This window comes from Sorangium sp. KYC3313 (genome assembly GCF_052075895.1).
GTDB classification, from domain to species: Bacteria; Myxococcota_A; Polyangia; order Polyangiales; family Polyangiaceae; genus Sorangium; species Sorangium cellulosum_B.
This window is the reverse complement of record NZ_CP197255.1, coordinates 10,473,512-10,492,905: the sequence shown is the minus strand read 5'-3', so window position 1 is coordinate 10,492,905 and position 19,394 is coordinate 10,473,512. Positions and strand designations below refer to the sequence as shown.

The window sequence follows — 19,394 nt, the reverse complement described above, 5'->3', positions numbered from 1 at the left end:
GCTTGGCCCATAGTTGCGTCCCATGGGCAAGCGTGATCGGCTCTCGGACGATGAGATCGCCGGGTTCGTCGCTGCTCACCCGGGCTGGGTGCGAGCGGGCGAGCAGATCGAGCGGAGCTACTCGTTTCCGGATTATGGCACCGGCGTTGGCTTCGTGATGCGGATCGCCCTCCTGGCCGAGCGGCGCGATCATCACCCGGAGATCGCGCTGTCATGGGGCAAGGTGCGGGTCGCGTGGTCCACGCATGACGCTGGCGGTCTGACCGCGCTCGACCTGGAGCTGGCCGAGCTGACCGACCGCTTGAGCGCGGGCTGACGCTTCGCGTGGGCAAGGTGCTGGGGATGCTCCCGAGCGAGCTGCTGCAACGTCTGGATCTGGGGCTGGAGGGGGATCTGCCGCACCTCGAGGAGGCGCTGACGCATCCGAGCTTCTCGAACGAGCAGCGAGGCGGCCGGCGCGTGGACAACCAGCGCCTCGAGTTCCTGGGGGACGCCGTGCTCGGCCTGTGCGTGACGGAGCTCCTCATGGAGCGCTTTCCGGGGGCGAGGGAGGGGGAGCTCTCGATGATGCGCTCCGCCCTGGTCAACACGGACGCGCTGGCGGCGTGGGCGCGAGGGATCGAGCTCGGCGCGGCGCTCCGGGTCGGGCGCGGCGCGGAGGTCGCCGGGGAGCGCGACCAGACGAACGTGCTCGCCGACGCCACCGAGGCGCTCGTCGCGGCCCTGTACCTCGATCGCGGCTTCGAGAGCGCGCGGGCGCTGAGCCGGAAGATCGCCGCGAGCCCGCTCGCGCAGCTCGCGAGCGGCAGCATGCTCGGGCGCGACGCGAAGAGCGAGCTGCAGGAGCGCGTGCAGGCGCGCGGCGCCGCGTCGCCGCGCTACCGGCTGATGGGCACGGAGGGGCCCGACCACGACCGCGCGTTTCTCGTCGCCGTCGAGGTCGACGGCCAGGTCATCGGCACCGGCCGGGGCCGGTCGAAGAAGCTCGCGGAGCAGGCGGCCGCGCGCGCCGCGCTCCTCTCGTGCGCCGCGCCGGAGCCCGCGGCCGCCGCATCCGATGGACGGGCAGCCGCCGAGGCCCTGCGCGGTGCGCCCGAGGGCAGGGGGGGCCCGCCGTCCGGCGAGGGGTCCTCCGAGCAAACCGTGAACGACCGAGGACCCAGTCGATGATCCGTCACCTGATGCTTGCTTTCACCTTCGCGCTCTGCGCGCTCTTCGTCGCGCTGCCGGCCTGGGCCGGGAGCTACCTGGACAGGGCGAGCCTGCTGCTCGACGAGGCGCGCAAGGAGGGCGACATGCTCCTGCCGCGGACCCATGACAAGGAGCTCGTCATGGTGGTGCATGCGCTCGCGGAAGCGCGCGCCCGGGTGGCGAGCAAGATGGAGTGCCCCAGCTCCGTCTCCAAGGCGCACCCGCACCTCCTGCTCGTGCTCGAGAACAGCGAGCGCGCCGCCGACGCGGCGGCTCAGGGCAACTTCAAGAAGTTCATGGAGCACCTCACCGTGGCGCGGAACGAGGACCGCGCATTCCGCGCGCTCCTCGCCGAGCTCGGCTACGCGCTGCCCGATCTGAGCTCGAAGCGCTGAGGAGCGCGGCGAGCCGCGCCCGCTCGAAGCGGGTCTGCGCCGGGGGGCCCGTGGTGAGCGTCCTCGGCGCAGCGGGCCTCAGAACATCGCGCCGAGATCGAGCCCGAGGGTCCACTGCGACCCGAGCCCGGCGAACTTGTTCTCGCCGTCGATCTCGTTCGCGGCGCCCTGGTTCGCGTCCTCGGGGCTCACGACGTCGGTGATGAAGTGCGCGCCGAGCTTGACCATCTGGAACCGCAGCTGCGCGCCGAAATGGAGGCGGTGGCGGTTCATGCGCACGGCGTCGAACACCACGGTGTTGTTGAAGTCGGCCTGGGAGCCGCCCGCGCACACCGGCTGGCCGTCGTGGGGGAGCGGCTTGCCGTCCTGTCCCTGCACCGGGTTGGCAGGCGAGTTCACCCCGCGGAAGTTGCAGAAGTTCACGGCGTCGGTGTTCGGGGTGAGATCGATGAGCCCCGAGTCTCCGAAGATCCGGAGCCACTGGTAGCCGGCGTAGGGGGTGATCACGACCGTGCCGGCGATCGGCAGGGGCTTCGAGATCACTGCGTCGACGCCGGCCACGGTCAGCTGGAACTCCTCGGTCCCGGTGACGCTCCGGACGCTGCCGCCGACGGCGAGCTCCGGGAGGATCGCGGGGAGCCCTCGGCGGAACCCCTCGAACAGCGACCAGCGCACGTCGGCGCCCGCGCTCACGAGGCTGGTGTTGGCGAGGAATCCGACGGCGCCGGTGAGCTCGAACCCGAACGGAAAACCCTTGCGGACCTTGAGGGAGTAGTGCTGCAGGAAGGAGTCCGGGCTCCGGTTCTCGATGGAGAAGTTCTTGCTGATCGGATCCTGCGGCCCCTGCGTGCCCTGCTTCCAGTAATCGGCGTCGCTGTCAATCTTCGTGTAGTTGGCCTCGATGCCGATCTCGAACCCGCCGTAGCCCGTGGTCCGCGCCGAGTGCATCGCCGACGGCGCCACCGCAAAGCCGTACTGCGCGATGAGCTTGGCGAACGCAGCGTCGTCGGTCAGGCAGCGTTGATAGCGGGAAGCGGGGTTGTAGTAGAGGCCACCCTCCGGCCCCGTGATGCGGCAGGGTACGGCGGCGCCGCCGAGGCTCGGCTCCGGGGCGCGCACGAGCCGCGCGAGCGCCGGATCCATGGCGTCGGCGGCCGCGAGCGAGGACGACGCCACTCCTGCGAGGGCAATAGCCGAAGCGATCCAGCACGATGCGCGCATTCCGTGTCTCCGAGGCGGGAGGCTACGTGTCCGCTCGTACAGCCGTCAAGCGAACAGAGGGGCCTCCGTCCGTTCGGTTCGCGTTTTCCGCGCGACCGCGTGGGCTGGCTATCTGTCGAGGCGGCGCCGGCGCGCCAGGCCGCGCGCGCGATCCTCCGCTCGGGGGTTGCGGCGCGCGGGCGCGTCGCGGAAAGAGAGGGCGTGCTCAACGATGGTCGCCCCCGGCTCCGTGCGGCGCCGCTCGATCCGCCGTTCCGGATCGTGCTGGTGGAGCCGGAGATCCCGCAGAACACAGGCAACATCGCGCGGCTCGCCGCCGCGACGCAGAGCCCCTTGCATCTGCTCGGGAGGCTGGGGTTCCGCATCGACGAGCGGAGTGTCCGCCGCGCGGGGCTTGACTACTGGCACCTGGTCACGCTCGAGCAGCAGCTCGACATCGCCCACTTTCGCCACCATCACCCGAACGCTCGGCTCCGCCTCTTCAGCGCGGTGGCTCCGCGGAGCTACCTCGACGCGGACTTCCGGCCAGGCGACGCGCTGGTGTTCGGCAAGGAGAGCGCAGGCCTCGACCCCGAGCTCCTCGCGCGGATGCCGGACGACGTCTTCGGCATTCCCACGCTGGGTCCCGTGCGCTCCCTCAACCTGGCCAACGCGGTGTCCATCGTCCTGTACGAGGCGCTCCGCCAGGTGGGCGCGCTCGCCAGCGCCGCGCCGGGGTGACGGCGCGTGCGCGCAGGCGCGCGCAACCTCCGGTAAGAGCGCGATCCGCGGCGACGGTCACCCCGGGGCCGGCGGCCGCGCGCGCCGTGGACGTCGGCGACGCGTCGTTCTAAGGAGAGGGCCGCATGGTCATGCACCGGCAACCCGCGCGACAGGACGCCCGACGGCCGGGTGCGCGCCTCGTCCGGGCCGGCGTGGCGATCGCGCTCTCGGTCGCGGCGCTCGCCTCCGCCGGATGCAACAGGCGGCCTCCGAGCGGCTCGCCCGACGGCGCCGTCCGGGAGCTGGTCGCCCGCCTGCGCCAGCTGCACGGCGACCCGGCTGACGCCAAGGCCGCCTTCGAGCTCCTGTCGAGGCGCGCTCGGGACAACCTCGCGTCGCGCGCGCAGCGCTACAGCGCCGCGACCGGCAAGGCGATCGCGCCCGAGGCGATGATCACGCCGTCCCGCTTCCTCTTGCGCTTCGAGCCGCAGCGCTACACCGCCCAGATCGCCGGCGCCCACGCCCTCGTGGACATCGCCGGCCTGCTCCCGGGAGAGCGCGTCCAGGTGCCCTGCGTCTACGAGGACGCGGGGTGGCGCGTCGATGTGGCGCTGCCCCCGCTCCCCCCCGTGCAGAGGCGACCGGGCAGCGATCTCTGAACGCGCCCGGATCGATGGTGCACGGCGTTCTCGGCCCACAAAAGCCCGGAGGCCGGCAGTGCCGGCCTCCATCGGCAGCGGCCGCAGGGCCGCTAACCATGAGGTAACGCCTCAGTTGGCGAGAAAGATCGCCTCGATCTCGGTCTTCACCTGCTCCTCCGTCTGGCCTCGGGCGATCGCGATCTCCTTCACGATCAGCGTCCGGGCGGTGTCGAGCATGCGGCGCTCACCGAACGAGAGCTGCTTGTCCGTCTTCAAGCGATAGAGGTCGCGTAGCACCTCGGCGACGTCGTAAATAGAACCCGTCTTGATCTTGTCCATGAAGCCGCGGTACCGACGGTTCCAGGTCTGGTTGTCGAACGCGATGGTACGCTCGCGGAGGATGTCGAAAATTTCCCGGATTTCCTGTTCAGAGATGACCTGGCGAAGGCCGACCGCGCTCGCGTTGCTGACTGGAACCATGATCTTTCGATCCGTGTCCAAGATGCGGAGAACGTAGAATCGCTGACGGTTGCCAGCGATGTCCTTCTCCTCGATGTTGACCACCTCGGCCACGCCTTGGGCCGGGTAGACGGCTTTGTCGCCCACCTTGAACTGGATCTCCGAACGAGCCTGCATATCGTCTCCTTTGCCTTCCACCCCGCCGTCCTTTTAGTTTTTCGTCAGCCTCCCGAAATCCCTTCGAGGGGCGTACGCTGCACATGCGGTTGAACCTGGACCCGCAGAACCGACACACACCGTCACGCATTCCGAGAAAAATTCCGAGAAAAGAGCCATGAGCCGCCGCTCGAGACCGCTGTGCGAGAAGCAGGAACGCGAGCACCTCCATGACCCGCGAGAGGTCGGTGCTCGGGTGTGCACGGCGGAATCTTGACAAGCGGCGGTTGAAGCGGACGGTTGCGGGCGGAAGGGATTGAGGTTGGGGGACCGGCCCTCTTGGAAAAGGGCCGGTTTGCGCCAGGCGCGCGCACTCTAGTGAGCCGGCCGAGATACGTCAACGAAAATCCCCGTGGTTGGGCCATCGTGGCGTGATCACTCTGGTTTTTCCTCGGGGTCGGGCGGGGTGGCAGTGTGTACCGATGGAAGCATCGGCGTGGGTGCGCGCCGGCTCACCCGCCTAGTTTAGGGCAGAGCGGGCCTCTCCGGGAGAGGTGGCGGACCTGACCTGGGTGGGATGACTCGAAAATGTGACGGACGCGACGACCTCGGGCGTTACGTCCGGCCTTCAAACGAGCCGGGGGGCTCAGGCGGCGCTGAGGCGCTCGGCGAGCCCCCAGCGGACGCCGCGATCCGAAGCGACGAGATCGACAGGAGCTCCGGCGAGCCGCGAGGCCCACGCGAGGATCTCCTCGATGAGCACGCTGCCCGCCACGATGACGTCCGCGCGCGCTGGATCCAGCGCGCGCAGCTGCTTGCGCGCGGCGAGCGGCAGGGAAGCGAGGCGGGACGTGGCGTCCACGATCTCTCCCCCGGATACCCGCGCGCCATGCACGCGGGCGCCGTCGTAGGGGGCCACGTCGCGCACGAGCGCGGCGAGGGTCGTCACCGTGCCCGCGACGCCGACCAGGGTGGGCGCCGCGAGCTGGGGCACGGCTGGAAGCGTCGCCAGCGCCGCCCGGACGTCGGCGCGGACGGCCTCGAGGTCCGCGGCGGCCGGCGGGTCCGTGCGCACGTGGCGCTCGGTCAGGCGGACGCTCCCCACGTCGAGGCTCACCGCCTGCTCCACCGCGCCGCCGACGCTGCCGACGATGATCTCCGTGCTGCCGCCGCCCACGTCGACCACGATCGTGGGGCCGCGGGCCGGCAGGTCGAGCCCCGTCAGCGCGCCGGCGTACGTGAGCTCCGCCTCCTCCGGCCCGGAGATCACGCGCGGCGCGACGCCGATGAGCTCGCGGGCGCGGGCGATGAACGCCTCGCCGCCGGCGGCGTCGCGCATCGCGCTGGTCCCGACGGCGTCCACGCGCTCGACCCCCCGGGACCGGAGCTCCTCTCCGTAGCGGGCGAGGCAGGCGAGCGTGCGCTCCACGGCCTCGGGCGCGAGCGCGCGCGCCGCGTCGACCCCCTGGCCGAGCCGGGTGATGGTCGCGCGCTCGACGAGCGCGACGAGCTCACCCGCGCGGCGCTCGGCGATGAGCAGGAGGACCGAGTTCGTGCCGATGTCGATGGCCGCGACGCTCATGCCCCGAGCCCTACTGGGTGAGCGTCTTCAGGTCGAGCATCTCCTCGACGTTCGGCAGCACCACGAGCTCGCAGCGCCGGTTGGCCTGCTTGTTCTCCGGGGTGTCGTTGGCCTTCACCGGGTCGGTGTCGCCGTAGCCGGAGGCGCTCCACCGCTCGGGCTTGAGGCCGCCGCCGCCCTTGTCCTCGGGCTGGAGCAGGAACGCCAGCACCTCGCGGGCGCGCATCACGCTGAGCCCCCAGTTGTCCTTGAAGCGGCCGCCGGCGAGCGGCGCGTTGTCCGTGTGCCCGGCGACCTGGAAGGAGCGCGACGACAGGCCGGAGTCGTTGCGGATGACCTCGGCCACCTTGAGCAGGATCTCCTGACCCTCCTTCTTGAGCGTCTCCCGTCCCGAGTCGAAGAGGACGTCGCCGGGCAGCTGGATGACCATGCGGTTGTTGCGGACGGTCACGCTGAGCCCGAGCTTGGTGAGGGCCTGGAGCTTGTCCCGCAGCACCTCGAAGCGCTTCTTGATGTCCTCGAGCTGCTGGGCACGGCGGCGGAAGTCCTCGAGCGCGCGCGCCTGCTGCTCGAGGTTCGCGTTCAGGTTGGAGATGTCCACGCCCGCCGCCTTGAGCTGGGACTTGAGCTGCTCGATCCGGGCCGCCGCCTCGTCGAGCTCGCTCTTGGCCTTCTTGTTCTGCGCCTGCTCGGCGCTCAGCTGGGTCTTCAGGCCCTCGATCTCGCGGATCTTCGCCTGCATCTCCTCCTCCGAGTAGCCGCACCCGAGCGCCCCCGAGCCCGCAAGGAGCGTTGCGCCAAGCAACAACCACGACGTCGAGCGACGAACCAACATACCTTTCCTCCTAGAGCAGCCTAGAGCAGCGCGGCGCTCGGCCATGAGGGGCGCCGCGCAGGCGGCGCGACCGTAGCGAGGCGAATGGCGCCGCACAAGGCTCTCTAGAGCCTGCGCAACGCTGGAGCTCCGTGCGACCATGAGCGCTCCGGCGCCGTTTGCGGCGCCGCGCAGGCGCGCGATCGCCAGGAAGGAGCGCAACGGGCCAAGACAGACATCCCGTCAACTGTCAACAAAAATCAATCGTACGGTTTGCTCTGGTTGCTTCACCATGGCCTGCTCCGACGTTTACCCTCGCAACGCTTGCGGACCAGTTTGCCTGGAACACACGGGATACATCGGTTTAGGGCCTGCAAGATTTTCCTTGACCATCACCATGCGTGGCAATATACGTCGTGCAACATCTGTTGCCTCGGTAAGGAAACTGTAGCGGAGAGGACGTTCGGCGATGTCCGCCGTGCCGTGCCGGGGCGAATGCAGGAGGATTTCCAATGGCTGCTAAGAAGACCGCGAAGAAGCCTGCGAAGAAGGTGACGAAGTCGGCCAAGAAGCCGGCCGCCGCGAAGGCCGGGAAGGTCGCGAAGAAGCCGGCGCGGAAGGCAGCGAAGAAGGCCGCCCCGAAGCGCGCCGCCGCCAAGAAGACCCCGAAGCGCGCCGCCGCCAAGAAGCCGGCCGCGAAGAAGGCCGCCCCGAAGCGCAAGGCGAAGGCCGCCGGCAAGCGGGCGGCTGCGCCGAAGAAGGCGGCTGCTCCTCGAGGTCGCGCCGCCGCCAAGCGCGCGCCGGCCAAGGGCGCGAGCACCCGCGGCGCGCGCAAGAGCACCCCGGCTCCTGCTCCTGCGAGCACCGGCCCGTCCGACGAGTCGGAATAAGGTGACTCGGGAGCGCCTCGGGTCTTTCAACAGAACGAGGCGCAGCGAGCCGACCCGCCGGCTGCGATCAGATAATCCGTCTTACAAGACCATCGGGGGGTGAGGACGCCGCGGATCCGGACGCGCGGGTCCAGGCCGGAGGCGCGCGCGGGTGGACGATGTCCCCGCGGCGGCGCCGCCGCCTGCGGCCTAGGTGGCCGGCATCGGCGCGCTGCGCCTGTTCGCCGGGGTGCCGGAGCAGCGGGTGGGGTGCGTGCGCCCCGCTCGGCGACGGCGGACCGCGGGGGAGCTTCCAGGATCTACGAGCGGCGCTCGTGCCCTCGCTGCGCTCTGAGGATGCGGCGGCGCGACCCGCGAGGGGAGCTCAGGTGCGCTCGCCGAGGTAGAGCCGGAGAGCGCGCGCGGCGCCCTTGCGATCGAACGGGACGCCGACGAGATCCTCGCGCTTCGAGATCTGCTCGAACAGCTTCATCAGGAACTCGAAGAACGCCTCGCACTCGCGGATGGCGGCGTCGAGCCGCTGCGGATCGAGCAAGTCGCTCTCCTCGAGCGCCGTCATCGCGGAGACGAACGCGTCGACGTGGGGGTAGTCGCCCACCCGGAGCAGCGGGTAGCCCATCGCCCGGAAATACGAGAGAAACTCGCGCACGAACGCGAAGCTCGCGATGCCGGTCCAGCGGTCGGGCGCCGGGCCGGTGTGGCGCGCCTTGCTCGCGAACGCGCGCGCGATCTGCGCGAACATCCACACGTCGCGTCGGAGGCGATCGCTCGTCGCGCGCCGCGCGGCCTGATCGTCGAAGACGCGGCCCTCCTCGAGCTTCGCGCCGAGCGACCTGCCGAGGAACAGGATCGCGTTCTGCAGGGCGGGGCGGAGGCCGTGCGAGACGGCGCGGAGGCGGACCCGGTACTCGGACTCGCTCACCAGCGCGTCGGCGGGCGGGAGGTCGTGCTCGAAGGCGCGGCGCATCTCGAGCCGCAGGTTCGCGGCGAGCCCGCTCAGCGCGGCCTTCGTGGAGAGGAGGCGGTGCCCCTCGGCGGCGAGCTCGTCGTGGCGCGCGATGATGTCGCTCGCGGGCACGCGCAGGAGATCGCGCTCGAAGCTGTCCGCGAGCAGCGCGCCCGCCCGGCGCCGGAGGTAGTTCGAGAGCGCGCGGGCGTCGCTGCGCAGGACCGCGAGCACGAGGTACCCGCGCCCCGCCACGCGGTGATCCGAGTGATCGAGCGCGATGGCGTCGAGCAGGCGGAGGTACCTGAGCATCCTGAACAGCGCGAGGAACGTGAGCGCCACGAGCCGGTGCGCCTGCTCGCCGGGCACGCGGTGGATGAGCTCGAGCACCTGCGTCGACGGGATGCGATCGAACTCCGGGCGAAACTCGAGCGCGTGGAGCGGGTTGAAGAACGTGCTCTGGGCGATCTCGCGCATCGCCGTCGCGAGGTGGGCGTAGAAGAGCCTGAAGCTGACCCTCGGCAGCCGGAGCAGCCCGCCCGCGACCTCGATGAGGTTCGTGAAGCCGTGCCGGAGCACGAAGAGGCTCGACTCCGGCGACTCCTGCGCCATCGTCGCGTGGAGGAGGCGCGTGCGCGCCGTGTCCTCCGGGAGCACCGTCTCCAGGTAGCGCTGGAAGACGAAGGCGCGATCGCGATCGCCGAGCATGGTGCGCGTCAGCTGGACCACGCGCGCCATGCCGTCGCGGGCGTGCTGGAGGTGCTCGCGGAAATCGTGGCTGACGATCGTCTGGCGCCGCCCGGCGCCCGGGTGGTTCCGCGGGTTCGCGAAGCAGGCGACGCCCTTCAGGAGGATCTCGAGCTCGAAGAGCGTCTCGTCCTTCTTGTCGGCCGCGAGGCGCGCGAACCACGCCTCGCGCGCTTGCTGCTGCTCCCGCCTCAGGCCGCGCGTGTCGCGGAGCAGCTCGGCGTAGGCATTGCGGCCGGGGTGGCCCGAGCCGCGCAGGATCCCCGAAGCGTCGCTCGACACTGGCGTGCTCCTCGCAGGCGGCGCGCTGCTAGTAGTTGCGTCGCTTGAAGTCGAAGGGGTAGGTCAGCACGGTCTCCTTGCCGCTCGGCGAGCGCGCCCAGGTGATCGACTTCGCGAGCTCCTCCATGCAGGACTCGACCTGCGGCGCGGTCACGTCGCTCTTGTCGCGCACGATGCTCGCCTCCTCGAACGTGCCGTCGGGCTTCAGCTTGAGCTGCCACGTGATCCTGCCCTGCGCGCCCGGGTGCTTGCGGGCGTAGAGATCGAAGCAGCAGCGGAAGCCGTCGCGCCTCGCCTTGATCGCGTCGACGAGCGGCTGCAGGCGATCGCTCGATCCGGCGTCGGCGGAGGTCGTCGCGTTGTTCATCACGACCCCGCCGTCCGGCGGATCGTTCGTGATCTCGGAGGCGATGACCTTGCAGTCCTCGACGGTCTCGGGGGCCTTCTTGCGGCTCGCAGGCAGGGCCGGCTGCGCGGGCGCGGTGGCGGCCGGGTCCGCGGCGCCGGCGGCCGTGGCGCCCGGGTCCGCGGCGCCCGGGGACGTCGGCTGCGAGGCGGGCGGCGGCGAAGCGCCGAGCGGCGCGCTGTCAGGCGGCGAAGGCGGCGGCGCGGCGCCGCTCGAGCAGGCCGCGAACAGGGCCGCGGCGAGGAGGACTCCGGTGAACACGGCGCTGGCAGTGGCGCAGGGACGCATGGCGCGCATACTAAACGGTTCGGCTGAGCGGAGGCGAGGCGCCTCGCGTTTTTCTCCCCTCGCGCCGGCAATCCGAGCTCTCCTCGACGGCCGTCTTGAAGATCCCGCTGTGCTTCCTCGCGGTCGCCGTCGCCGTCCTCGCGCCGGCTGGCTGCGATCCCATCGCGGAGCCGCGGCTGTGCGGCCAGATCCCCCCGGGAGGGTGCCCGATCGGTCGGGGAGGCACCTGCGACGATGCCGCGTGCCGTGCGCTCTACGACTGCCTCGAGGGGGCCTGGACGGAGGCCGCGGTCTGCGATTCCGCCGGTGAGCCCGCCGGGGACGGGGGGGCGGGCGGCGGCCCCGGCGCGTGCGAGGTCGTGACGCTCGATCGCAGCGGCGAGGCCGCGGGCTGCTCGCCCGCCCTGCAGCAGCCGGACTGCCCGGCGGACGCCGCGGAGACCTGCGCGGATACCGCGTGCTGGACCGGCTGCATCGACTTCTTCCTCTGCACCGAGGAGGGGTGGAGAGCGATCGCCTACTGTGACGAGCAAGGGCGCGTGACCGTGGCGCCGTGAACGATCAGCTCGTCGGCGCCTGCCTTCGGCGCCGAGGGGAGACCTACGGGGGCCCGTCAGCCGGCCCTGAGGAAGGGGCTCCACTCGTCGAACGAATGCGGCAAGCCGATCAGGATCTGCATCGTCGCCGACCACCGCGGCGGCAGAGGCTGGCGGATGAGCCGCATGCTGGCCTCGTCCGGCGTGCGCCAGCCCTTGCGGAGGTTGCACGTGCGGCACGCGGTCACGAGGTTCTCCCAGGTGTCCTCGCCGCCGCGCGATCGGGGGAGCACGTGGTCGATGTTGAGATCGCGAACGGGCGGGCGGCGCGCACAGTACTGGCACTGGTGCGCGTCGCGGAGCATCACGTTCTTCCGCGTCAGCCGGATCGTCGGGCGCCGCATGCGGTCGTACCGGCGGAGGTGGAGGACGCGCGGCACGCGGAGCGAGCCGCCGACCACGGGGAGGCCATCGTCCTTCTCGCGCACCGGCAAGCCCCGCCACGCCGAGAAATCGTGGAGATCGCCGACTTCGTCGACGGCGAGGGCGGCCCCGCCGAAGAGCAGCAGGAAAGCGCGGCGCGCGGTCGTGATCTGCACAGGTTGGAAGAAGCGGTTCACCACGAGGACCGGGAGATCGAGCGGCTCGGTCCTACGCTCGCAGCGGAACCCTGAAAAACCGTCGCCGAGATCGAGCTCCTCGTGAGGAGAGCCCCCCGGGACTGTAGCTACCCCGTCCGGCACGCTGGGCAGTGTAGCAACGAAAGCTCCGGTGAACATCCGGCGCTGCACGGCGGCGTTTCTGCTGGATCTCTGCCGTTGCCGCCCGGCGGATCGGGCGCGACGCCGCGCCCTGCGCCGTCAGGGCGTCGCCTCGAACCCCCCGCGCCCGCCCTGTCGAAGCTCGGGCTGCGCGCCGGAGCCCGGACGTCACGGGCCGGGCGTCCCGCGCTGGACGCTCCGCGCGGATCGCTTTCGATCGGGCGCCGTATTCGCTAAGACGCGTCCATGTCGAGGGACGGTCGTCTCCTGGGTCGAGCCGCCGTGGTGGGGAAGCAGGTCGGATGACGCAGCAGCGCGAAGGGGTGGGGCCCGAGCGGGCGACCGGCGCGGAGCCCCCCGCCGGCTCGCCATGGGATGATCCGATCGAGAGCGCGCCGCTCGTGTTCCTCGACCTCGAGATGACGGGCCTCCGCCCCGGGAGCGATCGCGTGATCGAGGTCTGCGCCGAGCGGACGCGGGGGGATGCGCGCGAGGACGCGATCACGTCGCTCGTGCGGCCCGAGCCGGGCGTGTTCGGCAACGCGCACGTGCACGGCATCGATCCGCGGGAGCTCGCGGGCGCGCCCACGTTCGCCGAGCTCTGCGATCGCATCGACCAGGTCACGGAGGGCGCGGTGCTCGTCGCGCACGCGGCCGCGTGGGACGTCGCGTTCCTCGAGGCCGAGCTTGCGCGGGCGGGCAGGGCGAGGCGCCTCCCGCACTACCTCGACACGCTCGTCCTCTCCCGCCGGGCCTTCGCCCTGCCGAGCCACAGCCTCGCCTCCCTCTGCCGGGAGCTCGGCGTGCACCGCGAGCGCGCCCACCGCGCCGAAGACGACGTCCACGCCCTGCGCGCCGTGTTCCGCAAGATCGTGGAGGTCCTCGCGCCGCGGACGCCGCGCGACCTGTGGCACGTCCGGATCGGCGAGCGCCACGCCCGCCCGGCGCTGGTGGCAGCGGCGGTGCGCGCGGCCGAGCATGGCGCCACCGTGCGCGTGAGGTACCGTCCGGCGCGCCGGGGGCCGGAGGAGCTCGTCGTGTGCGTAACGGGGGTGCGAACGGACCTCGACCCACCCCGGGTTCTCGGCTATCTGCTCCCGTCGCGCAGCCGTCGCGAGCTACGGGCCGATCGCATCCTGGCGATCGAGCCGATTTCGCCGGGAGAGCTCGGGCCGGACGGTGTGCCGCAAAGGGCCTGAGATCCACGTGCGAACCCACTCGAACCGAACCTCGCCGACGAGAAGCTCCCTCGCCGTCCGCCTCGGCGGCCTCCTGACCGCGACCTTCCTCGCCTCGTGCTCGAGCATGATCGGCCCGGAGTCCGCCCGCCCGCCGGCGGCCGAGAAATGGCTCGCCCGCGCTCGACAGGAGTTCCAGTCCGCCGACGTCGAGAACGCGCGCGATGCGGTCTCGAGGGCCCTGACGATCGTCCCGACCGACGCCGAGGCCCGGCTGCTCGCGGGGCGCATCGCGCTGGCCCGGCTCGATTACGCCGAGGCGCTGCGCCTCCTCAAGGGCGTCGCCGGCTCCGAGGCCGCAGGGCTCCGCGGGCGCGCGCTCTGGTACAAGGGCGATCTCGACGCCGCCGCCGACGAGCTCGAGGCGATGCTCGACGATCCCGACGTCGTCGACGAGTGGGCGAAGTCGATCGCCAAGCTGGCGAGGCGCGGCGCGGGGCGCGCGCCGTTCACGGTCTCGGGCGCGCTCCTCGCGGCGATCGAGATGCAGCACGTCAGCCCCGCGGCCCCGTTCTTTGTCGTCCCGCTCGAGATCGACGGCGAGTCGGCGCTCGCGATGGTGTCGACCGGCACGGGCGAGGTGGTCCTCGACAGCAGCACGCGCAAGGAGCCGAGCTGGGTCTCCCTCCGCTTCGGCAAGAAGCTCGAGATCAACGACGTGCCCGCCCTCACGCAGGACCTGTCGGGCGTCTCGAAGCAGATCGGCGCGCCGGTCAAGGCGCTGCTCGGGGTGAACCTGCTCCGCCGCCTCAACGCGACCATCGACTACAGCGGCTGGCAGTTCGTCGTGCGCAGCTTCTCCCCGCCGGCGCCGCCCGACGCGACGCGCGTCGACGTCGTCTTCATCAAGGGCGGCGGCATGGTGCTGCGGAGCAGCCTCGGCCCCGACAAGTCGGTGCAGGGACCGCTGCTCATCGACACGTCGATGACGTTCCCGATCGCGCTCGACAAGGAAGGCTGGAAGAAGGCCGGCTTCGAGGCCGATGGGTTGAAGCGGGTCGAGCAGGATCCGGAGCAGAAGCTGAAGCAGGGCGTCGTGCCGATGCTGCGGCTGGGCGCGCTGGAGATCCCCAAGGTCCCGGGCGTGTACGGGGCGCCGCTCCAGGCGGTCGAGAAGCAGCTCCAGCTCGATCTGGACGGCGTGATCGGGGCGGGGCTGCTCGCCTACTTCCGTGTCACCTTCGGCGACGGCGGTCGGCTCATGTGGATCGAGGACGACACCGCGGTGAACAAGGTGCTCCGGGGCAGCGCGCCGGCGCCCGTCGACGAAGGGCAGGCTCCCGCCGCGCCGCCAGCAGAGGGCGCCGGTCCAGCTGGCGCGCCCGGCTCAACTGCGCCCCTGGGGCCCGCGCTCCAGGCGCCGCTGACCCCCCCCGCGGCACCCCCCGCGGCCGCTCCGAAGTCGACTCCACCTGCGGCCGCTCCGAAGTCGGCGCCGCCCGCGGGCGCTCCCAAGCGGACGCCGGACCAGTGAGCGTCATGTCCAAGGATCTGTTGGCAGTTTACGCGGGGAGCTTCGACCCGATCACGTTCGGTCACCTCGATCTGATCCAGCGGGCGTCGAAGCTGTTCGGTGAGGTGATCATCGCCGTCGGCCGGCATCCGACGAAGCACCCGCTGTTCACGTACTCGGAGCGGCTGGAGCTGCTGCGCCAGACCACGAGCGAGGTGACGAACGCGCGGATCGATTCGTTCGAGGGGCTCCTCATCCAGTACTGCCAGCGCGTCGGCGCGCGGGTGATCGTCCGCGGCCTGCGCGCGGCGACCGACTTCGAGTACGAGCTGCAGATCGCCCACGCGAACGCGGACATGCTCCCCGGCGTCGATACCGTGTTCCTGCCGACGCGCACCCACTACGGCTTCGTCTCCGCGTCGCTCGTGCGCGAGATCGCGAGCCACGGCGGCGACGTCAGCCACTACGCGCCCGCCGCCGTCTGCGACGCGCTCCGGGCGAAGTTCGGCGCCGCGAAGCCCTGAGCGCCCGCGCGCTCAGTAGGTGCCGAACGGGGTCGGCATCAGCAGCAGCACGAACAGGAGCAGCGTCACCACGGCGATCACCTTGCGCGCCGGCGACAGCTCGCCGGCCTCCGTGGGAGGGTGCTCCCGCCCACCCACGCGCAACATCAGGTGGACCAAGCCGAACCACGTGAGCCACGGCATCCCGTTCGCGACCGCCGAGATGAGCGCGTCGGACAGCCCCTCCGCGATGAAGTGTCGCGTGAAATAGGCGACGTTGCCGACGAAGAGCGCGAGCATCAGGAGGTGCGCGGCGCGGCTGTAGCGGTCCTGCTCTTTGCCGAACAACGCGTACGCGACGTGCCCTCCGTCGAGCTGGCCGACGGGAAAGAGGTTGAACGCCGTGATGAGCAGCCCGGCCCACCCCGCCATCGCCGTGGGGCCGAGGAAGACGTCATGGGTCTCGGGGATCGAGCCGACCGCGAGCCGCCTCAGCAGGAGATACAGGAGGCTGCGCCCCTCCTGCAGCGCAGGTCCGGAGCTCGCGTGCACGTCCGAGTACATGAGGCCCACGAAGAGGACCGGGAGCGCCACCGCGAGGCCGGCCAGCGGGCCGGAGGCGCCGATGTCGAGCAGCGCGTTCCGCGACTTGATCCTGCCCTTCATCGAGATCACCGCGCCCATCGTGCCGAGCGGGCTCACCAACGGGAGCGGGATGAAGTAGGGGAGCGACGCCTCCACCCCGTGCGCGCGCGCCGCGAAGTAGTGCCCGAACTCGTGCGCCAGCAGGATCGACAGGAACGGCACCGCGAACGGCCACGTCTGCGGCAGCGCCTTCACGAACGAGAGCGCGCTGTCGTCGTCCGGCGTGATCGGGGTCCAGAGGGTGCCGGCGACGAACACCGAGACGACCGTCAGGCAGAAGAGCGCGAGGTTCTTCTGCCATCGCAGCGGGGGCGGGTGCGAAGCGGCCGCTGCGCTCGGCGCTGCGGAGCTCGTCGCCGCAGGCGCCAGCTCGGCGTCGAGGTCGAGCGTGCTCGGGGTGGGGGATCGACGGTCGTCGGTCATGCGGCGCCTAGCGTGGCCGCCTCCTCGTCGCCGCTCAAGCGATCCACGCGCGCCTGCGCTCAGGGCGGGCAGCTCGCCGCGCTCCAGGAGCGCGCGCCGCGCTGCTGGGCGGCGCGCGGCCCTGCGGCGGCGGTGTGCTGCTCGTCTGGCCCCGGGACCCTTGATCCCCGCCCGCTGCAGGCGCGACAAGGTCTGCGCGCACACCGATGACTTTGCGCGTCATCTCGCTGCGCCACGGTCCTCCTGTGGCGCCGGCCCGGTCGGTGGAAGCGGTCGCGGCCGGAGCGCTGCGCTGCATCGGGGCGCGCGATGCGGCCGCCCGATGGTACGGGCGCGAACCTCTCCTGGCTGCGCGCAAGCTGGCCAGCGCGCTCTTCTGCGCCGCCGTCGCGTCCGTGCGCCCTCCGTGCCCTTCGGCAGGCGCGACTGCGCTACGATCGATCCCATGCCTCCCGCTCGCGTCGCCGCTGAAGCGCTCGTGGGCAAGCTCCTCTGCGACAAGTACCGCGTCGTGCAGCTGCTCGGCAGCGGCGGGGTCGGGCACGTCTACCTCGCGGATCGCGTCGGCAGGCCGCGTGAGGCCGCGACGTCGCGCGTCGCGGTCAAGGTCCTCCGGGCAGAGCTCCGCGACGATCCGCTGCTCGTCGCGCGGTTCGAGCGAGAGGCCGGCGCGGCGTCGCGCGTCCGTCATCCCAACGTCCTCTGCGTCGATGCGCTCGAGCGCGCCGGCGACGCGCCGTGCTTCGCGATGGAGCTGCTCGTCGGGCTCGATCTCGCCGACACGCTGACGTTCACCCGAGCGCTCGTCCCGTCTCGCGCGGTCCGGATCGCCGCCGACCTCGCCTCGGGCGTCGACGCCGCCCACCGCGCCGGGGTGATCCACCGCGACGTGAAGCCGGAGAACGTGTTCCTCGTGCACGCGGCCGACGGGCGCGAGATCGTCAAGCTGCTCGACTTCGGCTTCTCGTGCATCCAGGGCCAGGGCGCCGAAGGCGCGCTGCTCCCCCGGGTCGTGGGGACGCCGGAGTACATGGCGCCCGAGCAGGCGCAGGGCGCGCCGGCGGCGCCCGCCGCCGACGTCTACTCCCTGGGCATCGTGCTCTATGAGATGCTCGCGGGCCGTGTCCCCTTTCAGGGCCCGTACCCGGCCATCGCAGAGAAGCACGGGCGCGAGCCGCCGCCGCCGCTGCACCGGGTACACCCGGGGCTGCTCATCTCGCGCGAGCTCGACGCCGTCGTGCGCAAGGCGCTCGTGAAGGACCCCCGCGGCCGGTTCGCCTCGATGGCGGAGCTGCGGGATGCGCTGCTCGCGACGCCCGAGGCCCGCGCCGGGACGTCGTCCGCCGTCCCGCCCGACGCCGGCGCGCGGCCGCCCCCCGGCGTCGGGCACTGGGGCACCAAGCCGTGAAGCCCGCTCGCTCCGGAGGCTTCCGTCGGCCTCCCTGCGCCTCGGCTTTGCTCTCACGGCGAAGCCCTGCTAGACGGCCGTTACCATCTCTTGTTCCGGGCGACAGCCGGATCCGCTCGTCAGGCCGACACCGGCCGCGGCGAGCGAGCCGGCGCGGTTCGGAGGTCCGCGGGCGCGGGCCTCGTTTGCGCGGGTCGGTTCTCCAGCGAGCGCTGGAATCCCAGGGTCGCGCGCCAGTCGTCCTCCACTCCCTCCAGGCTTTGCCTGGCGCTTTTTCGGTTGCTGACTATGGGTCGCGCGACCCCATCACCTGATAACGGCACAGCGGCGTTTCACGACGCCGAACTCCCGATGTACGAGAGCCGCAGCGCCTCCGGGCCACGCGCTGGGCCCGAGGGCGAGCTCATGCCGACGGACACAGGCGCCCTCGACGAAGATCCGTTCCGCGTCGAGCTCGTCGACGAAGACATCCCCACCCCGCGGCGCTACCAGGTCGTCTTCGACGAGGCGCGGATCGATCCGGACGTCCAGAAAGTCGTGCGACGCCTCGTCCGCCACGGCTTCCAGGCGTACCTGGTAGGCGGCTGTGTGCGGGATCTGCTGCTCGATCGGCGCCCGAAGGACTTCGACGTCGCCACGAGCGCGCGGCCGGAGGAGGTCCGCGAGCTGTTCCGCAACTCGCGCATCATCGGCCGGCGGTTTCGCCTGGTGCACGTCCTCTTTCAGGGCGGGAAGGTCATCGAGGTGGCGACCTTCCGCCGCAACCCGAAGGAGGACTCCGAGGACGGGAGCGAGCTGCTCATCCGGAGCGACAACGCGTTCGGCGTCGCGCACGAGGACGCCGTCCGCCGCGACTTCCGGATCAACGCGCTCTTCTACGACGTGGAGGCGCGGCAGATCCTCGACTGGGTCGGCGGCATGGAAGACGTGCGCCGCCAGGTGGTCCACACGATCGGCGATCCGGAGACGCGCTTCCGCGAGGATCCGATCCGCATCCTGCGCGCGCTCAAGTTCGCTGGTCGGCTGGGCTTCGCGATCACCCCCGACGTCTACGATGCGGTCGTCTACTGCCGGGACGCGCTCGCGCTCGCGGCGCGCCCGCGCCTCTCGGAGGAGATCCTGCGCCTGCTGCGCGGTGGCCAGGCGCGCCGCACCATCTACCTCGCGTGGGAGACGGGGGTGCTCGACGTCCTCTTGCCGGAGGTCTCGGCGCTGCTCTACGACGATCGCGGCGACGACGGCCCGGGCCAGCGCGTCTGGCGCGTGCTCGACTACGTCGACCGGCGCACCGCCGCGGACCGGCCGCTCGACGACACGGTGCTCTGGACGCTCCTGCTCCTCGAGCCGATGAAGGAGGCCTGCGACGGGGTCCGCGACCGCGCCGCGGCGGTCGCCGACTTCCTCGAGCCGCTCATCGACCGGCTGGCCATCTCCCGCCGCTACGCCGACGGCATGCGCCGCATCGTCGCCGTCCTGCCGAGGCTCGCGGGGGGTCGCGCTGGCCGCTTCGCGCGGACGGACATCTTCCAGCCCGCCCTCGACGTGCTCGCCGCCGAGCTCACCGCGCGCGGAGAGTCGACGGAAGCGATCGACCGGCTGCGCTCCGCCCCGCACCCGCGGCGCCAGCACGCCGACGCCGCGCAGTTCCGGCGCTGACCGGTGATCGACGTGGGCGCCGTGGGCGACGCCGGCGCGATCGAAGGTGGC

At 71.5% G+C, this 19,394-nt stretch carries 20 protein-coding genes; 12 read left to right on the top strand and 8 right to left on the bottom strand.

Translation table 11 applies throughout. From position 1 onward, the window contains the following. The first annotated feature begins 22 nt into the window (after positions 1-22). From ACSRUE_RS39855 to ACSRUE_RS39845, 3 genes are read left to right on the top strand one after another with little or no spacing between them, the layout of a single operon-like run. Entirely contained in the window at positions 23-316 is a 294-nt protein-coding gene (locus tag ACSRUE_RS39855) for a 4a-hydroxytetrahydrobiopterin dehydratase (RefSeq protein WP_437769406.1), read from the top strand. An 8-nt stretch (positions 317-324) separates the two neighbouring features. Then, positions 325-1,170, top strand: coding sequence for a ribonuclease III (gene rnc, locus ACSRUE_RS39850; RefSeq protein ID WP_441288116.1), 846 nt, complete (start codon positions 325-327; stop codon positions 1,168-1,170). Between the two features lie 11 nt (positions 1,171-1,181). Beyond that, a complete protein-coding gene (locus ACSRUE_RS39845) occupies positions 1,182-1,586 on the top strand; it encodes a hypothetical protein (protein WP_441288115.1) in 405 nt (134 codons plus the stop codon). Between the two features lie 78 nt (positions 1,587-1,664). On the opposite strand, the gene ACSRUE_RS39840 is transcribed toward ACSRUE_RS39845, so the two are convergent. Continuing rightward, the gene (locus tag ACSRUE_RS39840) at positions 1,665-2,762 is read right to left on the bottom strand and encodes a hypothetical protein (RefSeq protein WP_437769403.1); all 1,098 of its coding nucleotides are present in this window, start codon (positions 2,760-2,762) and stop codon (positions 1,665-1,667) included. Positions 2,763-3,008: 246 nt separating this feature from the next. On the opposite strand from ACSRUE_RS39840, the gene ACSRUE_RS39835 reads away from it, so the two are divergent. After that, positions 3,009-3,527, top strand: coding sequence for a tRNA (cytidine(34)-2'-O)-methyltransferase (locus ACSRUE_RS39835; RefSeq protein WP_437769402.1), 519 nt, complete (start codon positions 3,009-3,011; stop codon positions 3,525-3,527). 125 nt (positions 3,528-3,652) lie between these two features. Beyond that, positions 3,653-4,168, top strand: a complete 516-nt coding sequence (locus tag ACSRUE_RS39830) for a hypothetical protein (RefSeq protein ID WP_441288114.1) — start codon at positions 3,653-3,655, stop codon at positions 4,166-4,168. A gap of 111 nt (positions 4,169-4,279) precedes the next feature. Here the strand turns inward: ACSRUE_RS39830 and ACSRUE_RS39825 are convergent, their stop codons facing one another. From ACSRUE_RS39825 to ACSRUE_RS39815, 3 genes are all read right to left on the bottom strand, one after another. Further along, positions 4,280-4,786 (bottom strand): CarD family transcriptional regulator, encoded by a 507-nt coding sequence (locus tag ACSRUE_RS39825; protein WP_012234339.1) that lies wholly within the window; start codon positions 4,784-4,786, stop codon positions 4,280-4,282. A gap of 625 nt (positions 4,787-5,411) precedes the next feature. Further along, complete coding sequence (locus ACSRUE_RS39820; RefSeq protein ID WP_441288113.1) at positions 5,412-6,347, bottom strand: Ppx/GppA phosphatase family protein; 936 nt, start codon at positions 6,345-6,347, stop codon at positions 5,412-5,414. 10 nt (positions 6,348-6,357) lie between these two features. After that, positions 6,358-7,182, bottom strand: coding sequence for an OmpA family protein (locus tag ACSRUE_RS39815; RefSeq protein ID WP_441288112.1), 825 nt, complete (start codon positions 7,180-7,182; stop codon positions 6,358-6,360). Positions 7,183-7,673: 491 nt separating this feature from the next. On the opposite strand from ACSRUE_RS39815, the gene ACSRUE_RS39810 reads away from it, so the two are divergent. Continuing rightward, positions 7,674-8,051 carry a hypothetical protein gene (locus ACSRUE_RS39810; RefSeq protein ID WP_012234342.1) on the top strand — a complete coding sequence of 126 codons (378 nt, stop codon included), beginning with the start codon at positions 7,674-7,676 and terminating at the stop codon, positions 8,049-8,051. 364 nt (positions 8,052-8,415) lie between these two features. On the opposite strand, the gene ACSRUE_RS39805 is transcribed toward ACSRUE_RS39810, so the two are convergent. Further along, positions 8,416-10,026: a hypothetical protein gene (locus tag ACSRUE_RS39805; protein WP_441288111.1), complete on the bottom strand. Its 1,611-nt coding sequence runs from the start codon at positions 10,024-10,026 to the stop codon at positions 8,416-8,418. Between the two features lie 28 nt (positions 10,027-10,054). After that, positions 10,055-10,720, bottom strand: a complete 666-nt coding sequence (locus tag ACSRUE_RS39800; RefSeq protein ID WP_441288110.1) for an AgmX/PglI C-terminal domain-containing protein — start codon at positions 10,718-10,720, stop codon at positions 10,055-10,057. Between the two features lie 95 nt (positions 10,721-10,815). Between ACSRUE_RS39800 and ACSRUE_RS39795 the strand changes: the two genes are divergently transcribed. After that, complete coding sequence (locus ACSRUE_RS39795; protein WP_441288109.1) at positions 10,816-11,277, top strand: hypothetical protein; 462 nt, start codon at positions 10,816-10,818, stop codon at positions 11,275-11,277. A gap of 56 nt (positions 11,278-11,333) precedes the next feature. On the opposite strand, the gene ACSRUE_RS39790 is transcribed toward ACSRUE_RS39795, so the two are convergent. Next, the gene (locus ACSRUE_RS39790; RefSeq protein ID WP_441288108.1) at positions 11,334-12,035 is read right to left on the bottom strand and encodes an HNH endonuclease; all 702 of its coding nucleotides are present in this window, start codon (positions 12,033-12,035) and stop codon (positions 11,334-11,336) included. A gap of 284 nt (positions 12,036-12,319) precedes the next feature. Here ACSRUE_RS39790 and ACSRUE_RS39785 point away from each other — a divergent pair, with 284 nt between their 5' ends. The 3 genes from ACSRUE_RS39785 to coaD are packed head-to-tail and all read left to right on the top strand — an operon-like array spanning position 12,320 to position 15,232. Beyond that, the gene (locus tag ACSRUE_RS39785) at positions 12,320-13,216 is read left to right on the top strand and encodes a 3'-5' exonuclease (protein ID WP_441288107.1); all 897 of its coding nucleotides are present in this window, start codon (positions 12,320-12,322) and stop codon (positions 13,214-13,216) included. A gap of 7 nt (positions 13,217-13,223) precedes the next feature. Beyond that, on the top strand, positions 13,224-14,729 hold the full coding sequence (locus tag ACSRUE_RS39780; protein WP_441288106.1) for a tetratricopeptide repeat protein: 1,506 nt from the start codon (positions 13,224-13,226) through the stop codon (positions 14,727-14,729). A 5-nt stretch (positions 14,730-14,734) separates the two neighbouring features. Next, positions 14,735-15,232 (top strand): pantetheine-phosphate adenylyltransferase, encoded by a 498-nt coding sequence (coaD, locus tag ACSRUE_RS39775; protein WP_012234349.1) that lies wholly within the window; start codon positions 14,735-14,737, stop codon positions 15,230-15,232. 12 nt (positions 15,233-15,244) lie between these two features. Here the strand turns inward: coaD and ACSRUE_RS39770 are convergent, their stop codons facing one another. Continuing rightward, positions 15,245-16,279: a site-2 protease family protein gene (locus ACSRUE_RS39770; RefSeq protein ID WP_441288105.1), complete on the bottom strand. Its 1,035-nt coding sequence runs from the start codon at positions 16,277-16,279 to the stop codon at positions 15,245-15,247. 445 nt (positions 16,280-16,724) lie between these two features. Here ACSRUE_RS39770 and ACSRUE_RS39765 point away from each other — a divergent pair, with 445 nt between their 5' ends. Together ACSRUE_RS39765 and pcnB are read left to right on the top strand one after the other, a co-directional pair. After that, on the top strand, positions 16,725-17,687 hold the full coding sequence (locus tag ACSRUE_RS39765; protein WP_437769390.1) for a serine/threonine-protein kinase: 963 nt from the start codon (positions 16,725-16,727) through the stop codon (positions 17,685-17,687). A 405-nt stretch (positions 17,688-18,092) separates the two neighbouring features. After that, on the top strand, positions 18,093-19,343 hold the full coding sequence (gene pcnB / locus ACSRUE_RS39760; protein WP_441288104.1) for a polynucleotide adenylyltransferase PcnB: 1,251 nt from the start codon (positions 18,093-18,095) through the stop codon (positions 19,341-19,343). The last annotated feature ends 51 nt before the right edge of the window (positions 19,344-19,394 follow it).